Annotated in this window: 3 protein-coding genes; all 3 read left to right on the top strand. The window is 37.7% G+C overall.

Features of this window, described 5'->3' with window-relative positions:
• Positions 1 to 302: 302 nt before the first annotated feature.
• The 3 genes from ACM55H_RS13770 to ACM55H_RS13780 all read left to right on the top strand — a co-directional run bounded on the left by ACM55H_RS13770 (position 303) and on the right by ACM55H_RS13780 (position 17,513).
• Complete coding sequence (locus ACM55H_RS13770; RefSeq protein WP_416837042.1) at positions 303 to 5,213, top strand: LamG-like jellyroll fold domain-containing protein; 4,911 nt, start codon at positions 303 to 305, stop codon at positions 5,211 to 5,213.
• 439 nt (positions 5,214 to 5,652) lie between these two features.
• Positions 5,653 to 17,079 (top strand): PKD-like domain-containing protein, encoded by an 11,427-nt coding sequence (locus ACM55H_RS13775; protein ID WP_416837043.1) that lies wholly within the window; start codon positions 5,653 to 5,655, stop codon positions 17,077 to 17,079.
• 149 nt (positions 17,080 to 17,228) lie between these two features.
• Positions 17,229 to 17,513, top strand: coding sequence for a hypothetical protein (locus tag ACM55H_RS13780; protein ID WP_416837044.1), 285 nt, complete (start codon positions 17,229 to 17,231; stop codon positions 17,511 to 17,513).
• The last annotated feature ends 58 nt before the right edge of the window (positions 17,514 to 17,571 follow it).

The raw sequence follows: 17,571 nt of genomic DNA on the forward strand, positions 1-17,571 counted from the left end.
TTTTTTTGTTTTTTAATGCTATAAAATTTAAACGACAAATACTATTCCTAAGTATTAAATAACATTTATTTATAAATCCTCCGAAAAAAATAAATTATCAAAACTTCTTTATTGTTTAATAATATTTTATAGCTTTTAACTTACTAATTAAATAAAAAGATTCACTTAGTCGATTATATTAGCTTTTAGTCTGAAAAATAAAATAGATTATTTAAATTTAGTATCGCTATTACAATTACTTTTCTGAACTCATCTCATTCATAATAAAAAAAACATCATAATTAATTAAATCAATAAAAATTATGAAGAAAATTTACTCTAAAAAAAGAAATTGCAATTTAATATACTTAGCATTTTTAATACTATTTTTTGTTATCCCTTTTCAAATACAAGCGCAACAAGCACCAACTTCTCCGCAAGTTAATTTTGCGCAAAGAACTGCCGCAGCCACGCCGGCCCAAACGGTTTATAATGTCAAGGGAGATTTTACAATGTTAGGCAATACCAATTTAACGCTTGTTAATTATGGAATCGCTACTAATAATGAAGGAAATGCGATGAAATATGTGGATATTGACGGAGACGCAAATACCTTAAATTCTTCAATGGCGACTCTTGAACTTTCTAATTCGGGAGAAAATGGAGCCAACCCAAATTGTTCTACTGTTCTTTTTGCGGGTCTTTATTGGACAGGAAAATCCGATGATGCAAATGAAACCTTTACAGTAAACAACTATACTGCTATAGACAATTCTAGCATCAAAAACACAAATTATATTATGACCGTTTCTAGAAGTGGTTCTAATAATAATTACTATCCTATTTACACTTTCACTGGAAATGGACATATATATGCGTTTAGTTTTACCAATGCGGCTACAAATGGCAATAGCACAGTAACACTAACTTTAGACGGACTTGCACAACCAGCTATTAATGTTACTTACAGCTCCGGAAAAGCAACATTTACCACTCCTTACACATCCAATGCGGCTTACGGAACAATCTTTACTATTAATAGTTTAACAAGAGACATAGCAAAAAATCTTTCTGAATATCAATCTACTAGTTCTGCTAATATTTCATACTCCCCAACAAAAAATTACAACAAAAAAGCAGTTTCTTTAAAAGGCCCTGGTGCTACAACTTATACTAGCATAACTGGAAATTCTCAAATCCGTTTTCCTGGATCTTCCAACAGTGGAATTTTCATTGGTTATCAAGAAATCACCGATTATGTAAAAGCGCATGGACCCGGTGCTTATACTGTTGCCGATATAGCCCTGACAGAAGGAACAAATAATAATCCAGGTTTATCAGGAGGTTGGTCAATGGTTGTTATTTATGCTAATCCTGTAATGAAAAGTCGTGCCGTCACTCTTTTTGATGGCTATGCTTATGTAAACGGACAGCTTGCTGTAGCTGCTCCTTATACTACTCAAGGCGAATATGGAACCATTCCTATTTCTGGATTTACAACAGTGGGTTCAGGACAAGTAAACATGAAACTAGGTATAATGGCAGCCGAAGGAGATGTTGCTACCAATTCTGGAAGTGATTATCTAGCAGTACAAAAGCTAAATGCAGATCCAACTGTTTATAATTCTACCAACTATTTAACGTTAAATCATACTGGAAATTCAACTACTAACTTCTTTAATTCTTCCATATACCCAGTTCCTGCTGCAGGTACCAGCAATCCTATTTTACAAAACAATACAGGAGTTGATTTTAGTATGTTTACAATTCCGAATTCAGGAAATACCGTAATAGGTAACAATCAAACATCTACAACTTTTAGGTTTGGTTCCACATATGAAGTATACACCATATTCGGTTTTGCCATGTCAGTAGATTCGTATGTGCCAGAACCTAAAGGATTAATAAGCGTGAATTCAATTAACAACGTTACAAACCCACCTGTCCTAAATGCATTGCCTGGGCAAACAATCAATTATTCTCTAAATATTACTAACGAAGGTACCGAAGCAACAAATAACACAATAGTTGCAATCCCCATTCCAGCAACAGCAATTTTTCATACTGGTACTATTTTATATCACACCTACAACGGTTTTACCACAACAAATATTCCCTATTTTGATTCGGCAACAAATAAAATTATTTGGAATTTAGGTACATTACCTATAACATCTGGTCATCCCGAATATGTATATGCCGATATAAGCTTTACCCTCGATGTTACTACAGATTGTGCTATTATATTAAATGCGGGTTGTAGCCCTGAAGTTTCTTTGGAAACTGGAACAATAACGGGTACAGGTGCTACATCGGGAACTTCATTTACAAAATATTTTTTTCAAGGATATGATTCAACCACTTGTCATTTACCAATTGATGGTTCGATTAAAGTAGCAATAGCTACAAGTTCTTGTTTGTCAACATTAGCCGGACCTGATCAGACAACTTCTTGCGGAGGAGAATATGTTACATTAAGCGCAACAACAGGAACAGCAGGGACATGGTCTATCGTTAGCGGGCCTTCAGGTGGAGGAGAAATTTTTTCGAATATGACAAGTCCTAATACAACATTTTATAGTCCTAATGTTGGCGTATATACATTAAAGTGGACCACTTCAAGTTGCGCTGCTTCTTCAGATACTGTAGTAGTTACTCTTATGCTCTGCAATGTGGTCAATTTTGACGGAATTGATGACAATATTAACTTTAAAAATAATTTTAATCTAAACAATGGTAATTTTAGTATAGAAGTATGGCTAAAATCAAATGCGACTAATGGCAATACGCAAACAATAATTTCAAAACATCTAAACCCAAGTTCAACTGATGGATATGATTTAAGATTAGTAAACAATTTCATTTCATTCAATTGGAACAATAACTCTATAATAGCCACACATCCAATTGACACTAACAGATGGTATCATATTGCAATTACTTTCGACGGTACTAACTATAAATTATACATTGACGGAATATTAGACAAGACCACATCAGGCGTAAACCCAACATTGAATACTGTTGATTATATCATAGGTGCTATGAGTCAAAACACCAACACACCCTATAATTATTACAATGGCTATGCAGATGAACTCCGTATATGGAATGTTTCTTTGACAGTTGACCAAATTCGCCAAATGATGAATCAAGAAATCACAAATGATGGTCTTGGTAATGTAAAAGGAGTAATCGTACCTAAAAACATCAGTGGATTAATTTGGTCTAATTTGTCCGGTTATTATCAAATGAATCGAGCTGACGATATCCTCAATGGCTATTTAATTGATAAATCCGGCAACTCTAAAAATGGTAAATTGAAAGGTATTTATATCCAAGAACCAGATACTGCACCTATCCCTTATACCTCTGGAGCTAATGGTAATTGGGAAACAGATGCCACTTGGACTAATTATCCTGTTTGGGATGTACCATATAGCCTTGGTATAGACGGCACGACAAAAATAGATTGGAATATAGTTAAAACATCACACAATATTACTTCTAATGGCAATAAGACTGTTTTGGGATTATTAGTCAATACAAATACATTAAGTGCTGCAAATGATTCAAAAATTGAAGTTTCCAGTTATTTAAAATTAGATGGGAAAATAGATTTGGTAGGAATGTCACAGTTAGTTCAAACTGCTGATAGTGATTTAGATGTTACAAGTTCTGGATTTATAGAAAGAGACCAGCAGGGGCAGTCCAATAAGTACAATTATAACTATTGGAGTTCTCCGGTAAGCCCTATAAACACAACAACTAACAATACTAATTATACGGTTACTGGTGTTATGAAAGACGGTACCACAACAACTCCTCAAAATATTAACTGGATTGGCGGCTATGACGGAGCACCTACAACTCCTATTAGTTTAGCCAGATACTGGCTTTATAAATTTGACAATTATGCCAATGCTTATGCAAATTGGGTTCGCATATTAGAAACAGATGCATTGCGTGTAGGACAAGGATATACCTTAAAAGGAAGTGGAGTTGTATCAGCAACCCAAAATTATACTTTTGTTGGAAAACCAAATAATGGCTCCATAGCAACAAATACCGTAGGTGATGATCAATTATTGTTAACCGGTAACCCCTATCCCTCTTCATTAGATGCTGATGCTTTTATAACTGATAATATAAGTTCTTTAGAAACTTTCATAAGTCCGTCTATTGATGGAACGCTATATTTTTGGGAACATTATGCCTCTAATAATACCCATATTTTACGTGACTATCAAGGGGGGTATGCCGCTAGAAATTTAACCGGTGGATTAGCCCCTTCAGCAGCAGGAGTTGATTTTATTAGTCAAGCTGGTACCCCATCAAGAGGTATTCCCAATCGATATATCCCAGTGGGACAAGGCTTTTTTGTAAACGGGAAAGTTGGTTCGGGTGGTACCGTTGTTTTTAGCAATAGTCAAAGAGCCTTTCATAAAGAAAATGAAGTTTTAAATTCGAATGTGATGTATAAAATTATGCCTGTTAAAGACAACTCTTGGAATAACAATAATAATGACCCTGTCATAAATAATACTTATAAAAAAATTCGTTTGGGATTCAATTCGCATAATGATTATCACAGACAAGTGCTTTTAGGATTTATGGATGAAAAAGCTACCAGCGAAATGGATTATGGTTATGATGGTTTAAACATTGACGATTTCCCTAATGATATGTATTTATTAAATGGAGAAAATCAACTCGTAATTGAAGGGGAAGGTTTTTTTGATGCCAGTGCCTCCTACCCTATTGGCGTAAAAACAGATGCCGAAGGAACCGTAAAATTCATGATTGATGACTTAGAAAACTTTGGCCTTGAACAAACTATTTTTATTTATGACAACGATACTGATATGTATCATGATATTCGCAATGAAACATTTGAAATAAACCTTCCTGAAGGGGAAAACAATACCCGTTTTTCACTACGGTTTACTGACAAAACATTGAGCATTGATGAGAAAACTATCAATGATAATGCGATTAAAATTACTCATTTACAAAATGGAAACACACTTGTAATCGACAATCATTTATTAGATACAACTGTTAAAAAAGCGACTCTATTTAATATTATTGGTCAATCAATAAGTACTTGGGACATTAAAAATCAAGATCAAAAAAATATTCAATTACCTTTTAAAAAAATAAGTTCTGGTGTATATATTGTAAAAATCCAGACTACAAAAGGAGATTTTAGTAAAAAAATAATTGTACCATAATCAAATAAAATTAATTTTAAAAATATAAAACTGTCTGAAAAGGCAGTTTTTTTTATGTCAAAATCAACCTTAAATAACGAAAAAACGGAAATATCTAAAGTTAATTTCCTGAAAACGAGCAGTTCATCGGATGATAAAATCCTTTCATCGGAAAAAAATTTTTTTTTAAAACAATATCATCCTAAATAGTTAATTTTAAGGTATGTAAGCCTTATACATTAAAACAAAAACAAATAAATAGCACTCCGAGCACAATTCTTCTTGTTACTTTTTGTGTAAAAAATCATTAAAAACTGCACCAAAACAGTAACAATAGGATCCATTTTTCATTGAAAATAATACCACTACAATAAACATTTTTTTGTTTCTAAAAACTGCATAAATTTCTCTATGCCTTTTTATAAAAATATTAATCGTTTGATTTTAAAATGTAGGTGTCATGAAAAAAAATTACTTATTTATAATTCTATTGTCTCTAAATTCACTTTGCAGTTTTGGACAAGATTGTATAACAGAAAGAATCATATCCGACCCTACAATATGTTTAGGTGAAAATGCCATAATCACGCTGTTCAATAGTGAGACTGGTATGGATTATCAATTACGAATAGGAACTACAGATGTTGGTAGTCCAGTGACTGGCTTAACGGGAACTGACATAACTTTTTCAGTTTCTCCTTCCATCACAACTATTTATAATGTAATTGCATCAAGTGGAGCAATCTGTACTATCACCTATTCTGATGTTGCTACAGTCACTGTTAATCCTTTACCAATTGCCACAGCAGGAAGCAACTCTCCACAATGCGCCGGTTCTACATTAAACCTTACTGCATCGGGAGGAACCTCTTATAGTTGGACTGGACCAAATGGCTTTACATCAACTTCACAAAATCCATCGATCACTAATGTAACAACTGCTGCTTCGGGAACTTATAAAGTGACCGTAACAGGTGCAAATAGTTGTTTCAATACAGCAACGGTAGCGGTAACGGTGAATGCACTTTTAGTACCATCAGTAAACATTGGAATAAATCCAGGAAATAATGTATGTGCTGGTACTTCTGTTACCTTTACTGCCACTCCTGTTAATGGTGGCGTCACTCCTATTTATCAATGGAAGATAAATGGTGTAAACGTTGGAATTAATAGTCCAACATTTACTACCTCATCATTAGTAAATACTGATAAAGTGACAGTTGTTCTAAGTTCTAGCGCTACCTGCCCTTCTCTTGCAAATGTCACCAGTAATATAATTACGATGACAGTAAATGATATTGTAGTACCAACAGTAAGTATTTCCCCATCGGCTACAACGATTTGTCCAACTAACACAGTAAGTTTTTCTGCAACACCAATAAATGGAGGCAGTACTCCCTCATATCAATGGATGATTAACGGTTTTAATGCTGGTACTAACAGTCCCAATTTTTCTACCTCATCATTAATTAATGGAGATATAGTTACCGTTGAACTAACATCAAATGCAGCTTGTGCGTCTCCCACTACTGCTATTAGTAATCCTATTACTATTACCGTAAATCCCGCAACACCAGTATCACCTGGAGCTATTATAGGAACAACACCAGTATGTCCTATTACAACTTTAACTTATAACATTACACCAGTTCTTAATGCAACAACCTATACTTGGACAGTTCCTATAGGATGGTCAATTACAGCTGGTGCAGGAACTAATTCAATTACAGTAACATCAGGTAACGCGGGTCAAAATGGAACTATTAGTGTTACCGCTGGAAATAGCTGTGGAACAAGTTCAGCAAACACTTTGGCAGTAACTGTAAGTCCGGCAACACCGGCAACACCTGGAGCAATAACTGGTACTGTTACACAATGTCCCGCTCTAACAGGTCAGACATATAGTGTTGCTCCAGTAACCAATGCGACAACTTATAATTGGACAATTCCAACAGGATGGTCAATAACCGCCGGTACAGGAACTAATTCAATTACTGTAACATCAGGTAATACTGGTCAAAATGGAAACATTAGTGTTACAGCTGAAAATAGCTGTGGAACAAGTGCTGCAAGAGCTTTGGCAGTAACAGTAGCACCAACAACTCCTGCAACTCCTGGAGCAATAACGGGTACTGTTACACAGTGTCCAGCATTAACAGGGCAGATTTATAGCATCGCTGCTGTAACCAACGCGACAACATATACTTGGACTGTTCCTACGGGATGGTCAATAACTGCTGGCGCAGGAACAAATTCTATCACTGTAACATCAGGTAACTCGGGTCAAAATGGAACTATTAGTGTCACTGCTGGAAATAGCTGTGGAACAAGTTCAGCTAACACTTTGGCAGTAACAGTAAGTCCGGCAACACCAGCAACACCGGGAGCAATAACTGGTACTTCACCTGCATGTCCTGGAATTACCGGATTAACGTATAGCATTGCTGCAGTAACCAATGCGACAACTTATAATTGGACAGTTCCAACAGGATGGTCAATAACCGCCGGTACAGGAACTAATTCAATAACTGTAACATCAGGAAGTGCTGGACAAAATGGAACTATTAGTGTGACTGCTGAAAATAGTTGCGGAACAAGTGCAGCAAGAACCTTGGCAGTAACCGTAAATCCAGCAACACCAGCAACACCGGGAGCAATAATTGGAACGGTTACACAATGTCCTGCATTAACAGGACAGATTTATAGCATCGCTGCAGTAACCAATGCGACAACATATACTTGGACAGTTCCTACGGGATGGTCAATAACTGCTGGTGCAGGTACTAATTCAATAACTGTAACATCAGGTAGCGCAGGTCAAAATGGAAACATTAGCGTTACCGCTGGAAATAGTTGTGGTACAAGTACAGCTAATTCTTTGGCGGTAACTGTAAGTCCAGCGACACCAGTGACACCGGGAGTAATAACTGGAACTTCTCCTGTATGTCCAAGCATTATAGGATTAACGTATAGCATAGCTGCAGTAGCTAATGCAACAACTTATACTTGGACCGTTCCAACAGGATGGTCAATAACCGCTGGGGCGGGAACAAATTCAATAACCGTAACATCCGGTAGTGCGGGTCAAAATGGAAACATTAGTGTTACCGCCGGAAATAGCTGTGGTACAAGTGCAGCAAAAACTTTGGCTGTAACAGTAAGTCCGGGAACACCAGCAACACCGGGAACAATAAGTGGTTCAACAGAACAGTGTATAAGCAAAGTAGGGCTTGCATACAGTATAGCCGCTGTTCCAAATGCCACTTCTTATACATGGACTTTACCTTCAGGATGGAGTATAACAGCAGGGGTAAATACAAATTCTATTACCGTTTCAACATCAGGGACTGCAGTTGGTGGAAATATTACCGTAACCGCAACTAATTCTTGCGGTACAAGTGGTGCGCAAATTTTTGCAGTAACTGTAAACACTGCTATACCGTTGACACCAAGTATTCCAACCAGCCCACAATCTACATCCGTATGTCCTGTTGTTTCTGGATTACAATACAGTGTTACCGCTGTAGCTAATGCTTCAAATTATACATGGTCCTTGCCAACGGGCTGGGTTATTACTGCTGGATCTGGTACAAATTCCATCACAGTTACTGCATCTTCTTCTGCAGTTAGTGGTAATATATCAGTAAAAGCAAATAATGCATGTGGCTCAAGTGCATCAAGTGCAAATTTACCAGTTACTGTTGGTAATTTTGCTTTTGTAGATGCAGGAGTTGATCAGGTAGTTTGTGCTGCATCGCCAGATGTTTCCCTTTTACCTACAACTGGAGGAGCAACTGGAAACAATAACGTAGTATGGAGTTCTTCTAATGGAGGTACTTTTTCTCCTAATGCGAATAAATGGAATGCAACTTATACCCCTGGAGCTGCTGCAATAGCAGCGGGAACTGTAACATTAACCATTACATCTGATGATCCATCAGGATCTTGTACAGCAGTAAGTGACCAAATGACAGTAACCATAACACCGATTGCAAGTATCGCTTCTGTTACGGGGATAAGTCCTTTATGCAGTTCCGCAACAACAACCTACTCAGCGAACTCTGTCGTTCTTAGCGGTGGTATTGGTACTTGGAGTAGCAGCAATACTGCTATAGCTACAGTTAACAGTACAGGAATCGTAACTGGTATCGCAGCAGGTAATTGCAATATTATTTATACTATTACTGGAGGCTGTGGTGGAACTAAAACAGCCTTCCAATCAATCACTATCAACACTGCTCCAACTGTTAATGCTGGAGGACCTAATGTAGTTTGTCAATCTGCAACTCCTGCAGCCATTACATTAGCCGGTTCATCTGTGGGCGGAGGAGCTACAACCGGTGCATGGTCCATAACCTCTGGTGGGGGATTATTAAGCAGTACAGCACAAACTGCAACTCCTGCAACAGTAACTTATACTCCTGCTGCAAACTTTAGTGGTACTGTTACGCTTACACTAACTACAAATGCTCCAAGTGCATGTTCTGTTGTTAGTACAACAAGAACCATAACTATCAACACTGCTCCAACTGTTAATGCCGGAGGACCCGATGTGATTTGTCAATCTGCTACTCCTTCAGCTATTACATTAGCCGGTTCATCTGTGGGCGGAGGAGCTACAACTGGCGCATGGTCCATAACCTCTGGTGGGGGATTATTAAGCAGCACAGCACAAACTGCAACTCCTGCAACAGTAACTTATACTCCTGCTGCAAACTTTAGCGGAACTGTTACGCTTACACTGACTACAAATGCTCCAAGTGCATGTTCAGTTGTTAGTACAACAAGAACCATAACTATCAACACTGCTCCAACTGTTAATGCCGGAGGACCCGATGTAGTTTGTCAATCTGCAACTCCTGCAGCTATTACATTAGCCGGTTCATCTGTGGGCGGAGGAGCTACAACTGGCGCATGGTCCATAACCTCTGGTGGGGGATTATTAAGCAGCACAGCACAAACTGCAACTCCTGCAACAGTAACTTATACTCCTGCTGCAAACTTTAGCGGAACTGTTACGCTTACACTTACCACAAATGCTCCTAATGCATGTTCTGTTATAAGTGCAACGAGAACCATAACTATAAACACTGCTCCAACTGTTAATGCCGGAGGACCTGATGTAGTTTGTCAATCTGCAACTCCTGCAGCCATTACATTAGCTGGTGCATCTGTGGGCGGAGGAGCTACAACCGGTGCATGGTCTATATCCTCTGGTGGGGGATTATTAAGCAGCACAGCACAAACTGCAACTCCTGCAGCAATAACTTATACTCCTGCAGCAAACTTTAGTGGTACTATTACGCTTACACTGACTACAAATGCTCCTAGTACGTGTTCTGTTATAAATGCAACGAGAACCATAACTATAAACTCTGCTCCAACCGTTAATGCCGGAGGACCCGATGTAGTTTGTCAATCTGCAACTCCTGCAGCCATTACATTAGCCGGTTCATCTGTGGGCGCAGGAGCTACAACTGGTGCATGGTCAATAACCTCTGGAGGGGGATCATTAAGCAGCACAGCACAAACTGCAACTCCTGCAACAGTAACTTATACTCCTGCTGCAAACTTTAGCGGAACTGTTACGCTTACACTTACCACAAATGCTCCTAGTGCATGTTCTGTTGTAAGTGCAACAAGAACTATAACTATAAACTCTGCTCCAACGGTTAATACCGGAGGACCTGATGTAGTTTGTCAATCTGCAACTCCTGCAGCCATTACATTAGCCGGTTCATCTGTGGGCGGAGGGGCTACAACTGGTGCATGGTCCATATCCTCTGGCGGGGGATCATTAAGCAGTGTAGCACAAACTGCAACTCCTGCAACAGTAACTTATACTCCTGTAGCAAGCTTTAGTGGAACTGTTACGCTTACACTTACCACAAATGCTCCTAGTGCATGTTCTGTTGTAAGTGCAACAAGAACTATAACTATAAACTCTGCTCCAACTGTTAATGCTGGCTCTGACTTAACAATTTGTTCAAATACAACTGCAACAATGGCTGGTTCTTTTGGAGGAAGTGCTACTTCAGCCACTTGGAGTACAAGCGGAAGCGGTACATTCAATAACAATACACCAACTGCAATTTACACCCCAAGCGCTGCTGATATCAGTACAGGTATCATTACGCTAACGTATACTACTAATGATCCGATTGGTCCATGTCCATCCGTAAACGCAACTATCATCCTAACGATTAAAAAAGCTGTAGTAATTACAACACAGCCTTCAAACACGAGTATATGTGCCAGTTTTCCTGTAAATTTAAGCGTTGTTGCCATTGGTGATGGATTGACTTATCAATGGTATAAAGGCTCAGCTCCAAGCGGAACACCAGTAGCTAATTCAGCCAATATTTCAGGTGCTCAATCAACAAATCTTCATTTTAATCAGGCAAATTTAACTGATGATGGTAATTATTATGTAATAGTTGGTGGAGCATCACCATGTACATCAGTTACCTCTGCTCAAAGAACATTGAACGTAGACCAAGCTATTATTGTATCAACACAACCCGTTTCACAAGCATTATGCACTGGTTCTAATGTCACATTTACTGTTGTTGCTGATGCAAATGGCGATCCTTTGACTTTCCAATGGAGAAAAAATGGGATAAATATAGGTGGAGCAACTTCTACCACAACATCTTCTACATTAACAATAAATAATAGTACAGCAGCAGATGCGGCAAATTACGATGTCCTGATTTCAGGCCCTGCAGGTTATACGTGTTCATCTGTTCAATCTGCCATTGCAACATTAACTGTTAATCCGCTACCAACAATCAATGGAACGCTAAATGTGTGCGAAAGTTCAACAACCCAATTAAGTGGTTCAGCATCACCGGCAGCGGTCAATCCTTGGTTATCTTCCAATACTTTGGTAGCTAGTGTAAGCAATACTGGTCTAGTAACTGGTATCACTGCAGGTACAACGGTAATAACTTATACCAATAGTAATGGTTGTAAAATAACTGCTACTGTACTTGTTAATTCAACACCAAATGCTATAGCCACAAATGCTACACAAACAATTTGCTCAGCTAGTACAATTGCCACAATAGCTTTCTCAGGAAATGTAGCTGTTACAACTTTTAATTGGACTAGAAATAATACAGTAACGGCAACCGGAATTTCTGCTAGCGGAAACGGTGACATTAGCGGAAGCTTGACTAATTCCACTAACGCGCCAGTAACCGTAACTTTCACTATTACACCAGTCGCAAATGGATGCTCTGGACCACCAATAACAGCAACGGTTTTAGTAAATCCAACTCCTAATGCGATTGCAACTCCAGCATCACAAACAATATGTTCAGCCAATACAATTACGACAATAGCGCTTTCTGGAAGTGTTGCTTCGACTACTTTCAATTGGACTAGAGATAATACAGGAACTGTGACTGGAATAGCAGCTAGCGGAAGTGGAAATATTAGCGGAAGCTTAATCAATTCCTCTAATGTGCCTATAACAGTAACTTTTACCATTACTCCTATAGCTAATGGATGTCCTGGAACACCAATAACAACAACAGTTCTCGTGAATCCAACCCCAAATGCAGTTGCTACTCCAGCATCACAAACGATATGTTCAGCCAGTGCAATTACGGCTATAGTTTTATCAGGAAACGTAGCTTCAACTACTTTTAATTGGACCAGAGACAATACAGTTGCAGTAACCGGAATTTTGGCTAGCGGAAGTGGCAACATCAGTGGAACTTTGACAAACACAACTAATGCCGCTGTAACGGTAACTTTTACAATAACTCCTACTTCAAATGGATGTCCGGGAACCTCAATAACAGCAACAATCTTGGTAAATCCAACTCCTAATGCGGTTGCAACTCCAGCATCGCAAACGATATGCTCAGCCAGTGCAATTACAACAATAGCACTTTCTGGAAGTGTTGCTGCAACTACATTCAATTGGACTAGAAATAATACTGTAACTGTAAACGGTATAGCAGCAAGCGGAAGTGGAAATATTAGCGGAAATTTAACCAATACAACCAATGCTCCAGTAACCGTAACTTTTACCATAACCCCTACTGCTAATGGATGTCCCGGAACACCAATAACAGCAACAGTTCTTGTGAATCCAACACCAAATGCAGTTGCGACTCCAGCGTCACAAACAATATGTTCAGCCAGTGCAATTACGGCTATAGTTTTATCAGAAAACGTAGCTTCAACTACTTTTAATTGGACCAGAGACAATACAGTCGCAGTAACCGGAATTTTGGCTAGTGGAAGTGGCAACATCAGTGGAACTTTGACAAACACAACTAATGCCGCTGTAACGGTAACTTTTACGATAACTCCTACTTCAAATGGATGCCCGGGAGTACCAATAACAGCCACAATTGTTGTTGCAGCACCTTCAATAGGAGGCGTAGTTACTTTCTCAAGTGGTGCTAAAACATTTACTGATTGTCATTCTGCAAGTGGAACTGTAGCTTTAAGTGGGCAAATCGGTATTGTTGATAGATGGCAATCTTCAACAGATGGTGGCAACACATGGTCAGATAAGGGAAATGCCGGCAATACAACATATACTTATACCGCCATAACAACTGCTACCCTGTTTAGAGCCGTTGTTAAAAATGGATCGTGTGCAGTAGGCTATTCTGATACAGCCATTTTATTTATAATTCCAAACATTAAACCAACACCAGTAAGTGCAAGTCCTTCCACAATTTGCGAAGGAGAATCAACAACTTTAATTTCGTTAACTAGTTTTTCAAGCAGTCAAGCCCTACAAAATGGAGGACTTTTCAATACCGCTCAGCCTCCAGGTTGGTTTGTAGATGGAGGAAATTTTAACGCCTCTGGTGATAATGGAAAAAATCATACGTTTTCAGAAACTAATGGAAATGCAGGTGACGAATATAATTCTGTCGATAAAAAATTCGCCATTGTACGCGGTAATTTAAATTCGATAATGGAGACCCCAATTTTTGATCTTATCGGATTAACAACAGCTAATTTAACATTTGATATTGCTTATAAATTAAATAATGGAGCATGGGGAAAAGTGGACCTATCCTTTGACGGAGGCCTAACCTATCCCACTAATTTGGCCAATTATTCAGGGAATCAAGCTCCTTATAATGTATTTAACACCGCAATTAGTTTAAATTTAGATGCGTACTTAGGATACAATAACTTAAGAATACGATTTAGTTATCATGGAACTGAAGACAGGAATCTTCCTTCAAATGTAGGTAGTTCCTGGGCACTAGATAATATTAAAATTCCTCAAACTCCAGTTCCTGCATTAACATCCGATTGGAAAGATCTTGGAACAGGGGCAATTATAAGCATTGCCAATTCAACAAACGTAACAGTAACGCCACCAGTAACCACGACCTATGAAGTAACATCCTATCTTAATGGTTGTCGAAGTTATGGTAGCGAAGGAACAACACTTGTTACAGTAACCGTAAATAAAAGACCTACTGCTAATATAGGGGTAAATCAAACAATTTGCTATGATGGGACAGCTAATTTTAGTATTGCATTAACTGGTACTGCACCTTGGATTATCACTTATACTAATGGTACGACACCAACTACTGTAACGTATAATGGTGCCAGTCCGTATCTATTTAGTGTTTCTAATATCAAAGCTAACTGTACCTATACTGTTACCAATTTAAGTGATGCAAACTGTACAGTAGCATTACCACAAGGATTGACAGGAGCAGCAACAGTAACAGTGCTGACAGGTACTCCGGGTATATGGACTGGCTTGGTAAGCACCGATTGGTTTGATTGTAAAAACTGGGAACAAGGATTGCCTTCTCTTACAATTGATGCACAAATCCCTACCAATCCGTCGGGAGGTCCAAGAATGCCGGTAATTGATCGAACTTCTCCTTTTGCTTCTTTATATAACTATATCGCAAGCGCCAGAGATATTATTATAGCAAACAGTGCTTCAGTTACCATGGTGAATAACAATAATTCCGAATTACAAATTAGTCGTGACTGGAAAAATAGCGGTGCTTTTATTCCAGGAACAGGAACAGTGACTTTTAATGGCTATACATCAAATCAGATTCAGAATATAAACCTTGGCGTAAAAGCCAATGAGACCTATTATAATTTAACAACTAATAATTCGGGTGGTGCCAAAGGAATAAGTGTAATTGATGGATTTGAATTAACCGTGTTGAATAATTTATCGCTCCTAAGCGGAGATTTACGTTTAACTGGTGAAGCGCAACTGATACAAGCTGGAACTGCAACAAATCCAACAGCTGGTATAGGATATCTATTGAGAGACCAACAAGGGCAAAGAAACAGTTTCAATTACAATTACTGGTCGTCCCCTGTTAGTCTAAATAATACTAATTATTCTGTTGGAAGTGTTTTAAGAGATGGTACAGATATAACAAATGTTATAAATCTTTCTAATTTTAATCAAGAAATCATATCCTTTGGTGATGGAGCCTATTTTGCTGATGGCGCTTTATTAAACCCAGTAAAAATAAGTAACAGATGGATCTGGTCCTACAATTCATTAACACCGAATTCTAATACGGATTGGGATAATTATTACCAATGGAACTATATTGGAAGTACTGGAGTGATTAGAATAGGTGAAGGATTTACAATGAAAGGGACTGATGGCACGGCTCCAATTACTGATCTACAAAACTATGTATTTGTTGGCAAGCCAAATTCAGGAACAATCTCTTTAACTTTGGGTAAAGATCAAACCTATTTAGTTGGAAATCCATATCCATCAGCACTCGATGCCGATGAATTTATAAAAGATAATATTAAAGAAACAATAAATAATAAAATTGGAAGAAATACTAAAAATATATTTAATGGCGCCCTCTATTTTTGGGATCATTTTGGTCTCTCAAACAATCATTTATTGGCTGAATATGAGGGTGGTTATGCTACTTATACTTTAATGGGAGGCGTAGCAGCTATAGCAGACAGCCCTTTAACTGCTACTGGCGCAGGATCAAAAATACCTGGACGCTACATCCCAGTTGCACAAGGATTTTTTGTGGATGCATATATTGATGATGCTGTACCACAAATAGGAATTCAGACCACTATAGATGGAGGACCATTAATATTTAAAAATAGTCAACGAGCATTCGTCAGAGAATCTTCCGGAAGTTCCCTTTTTATGAAAACAAGCGGAGCTACTAAATTAAACACCGCTGAAATAGATACAAGATCTAAAATCAGACTTGGTTTTGATTCACCTGTTGGTTCGCATCGACAATTATTAGTGGGAGTTGACAGTAATACAACTAATGAATTTGACATTGGTTATGATGCCCCAATGCTAGAGATGGAAGGAGATAACATTTATTGGGAATTTAGTAATAGTAAATTTGTGATTCAAGGTGTACCAGATTTTAATGATGACCAAATAATTCCTGTAGGTCTTACTATAGCAAATGAAGGCTTGACTACCATCAAAATTGATGCGCTAGAAAACGTACCTGAAACTACTGAAATTTACTTATATGACAATATTTCCGGAAATTATCATGATATGAAAAATAGTGGATTTGAAATTCCGCTTGCTGTTGGTGAATACAATAATCGTTTCTCTTTGCGATTTACCAACAAAACACTTGGTGTTGAAGACAATACTATTAATAATGGTATTCTAATCTTGTATTCAAACAACTATAAAATATTAATTATCCAAAACAAAGTACTTGACACGATGGTTAAGGAAGTCCACCTGTTTAATCTATTAGGGCAAGATCTTACAAAATGGGATGTTGAAAATATAGATCAAACCAGAATTCAGATTCCAATCAAGAATCTAAGTTCCGGAGTTTACATAGTAAAACTAAAAACTTCGAAGGGAGATTACAGTAAAAAAATTATAATCAAATAAAAAAGTCATATCTAATGCTAAAACTGACGTAATTAAGCAAACATTAACCATAAATTTAAAATTGATATTAATTATTCTTTTTATATTTGAGGAATTAATTCCAATTAATTTTTGAACAAAACAATAATTACAATTTTAACTTTACAAAAATGAAAAAAATAGGTACCCTTTTAGCAATACTTTTATTTACAATCAGTGCCAGCGCACAAGAAACTAAACCAATTGCAAAAGAAAAAGCTAAAAAAGAATCTTGTTGTGCAAAAGCAGATTCGAATGAAAAAGCAATGACTGCTGCAGAAGTGGAAAAATGCAAAATTAAATGCAAAGCTGAAGGTAAAAAATGCGACGCAAAAATGGTGCAAGCAGATGGTAAAAAATGTGGTACAACAATGACCAAAGCCGAAGGAAAAAAATGCTGTGCTAAAAAAGCATAACTTACTTTAAAATGAAACGCCTCTAAATTTAGAGGCGTTTTTCTTTTTTATAATTCCT

Origin of the sequence: Flavobacterium cryoconiti, from assembly GCF_048158645.1 — a bacterium.
In the GTDB taxonomy this organism is placed as follows: domain Bacteria; phylum Bacteroidota; class Bacteroidia; order Flavobacteriales; family Flavobacteriaceae; genus Flavobacterium; species Flavobacterium cryoconiti.

Coding starts and splice junctions, on each gene's coding strand:
- ACM55H_RS13775 (WP_416837043.1), top strand. CDS start 5,653: ATGAAAAAAAATTACTTATTTATAATTCTATTGTCTCTAAATTCACTT.
- ACM55H_RS13770 (WP_416837042.1), top strand. CDS start 303: ATGAAGAAAATTTACTCTAAAAAAAGAAATTGCAATTTAATATACTTA.
- ACM55H_RS13780 (WP_416837044.1), top strand. CDS start 17,229: ATGAAAAAAATAGGTACCCTTTTAGCAATACTTTTATTTACAATCAGT.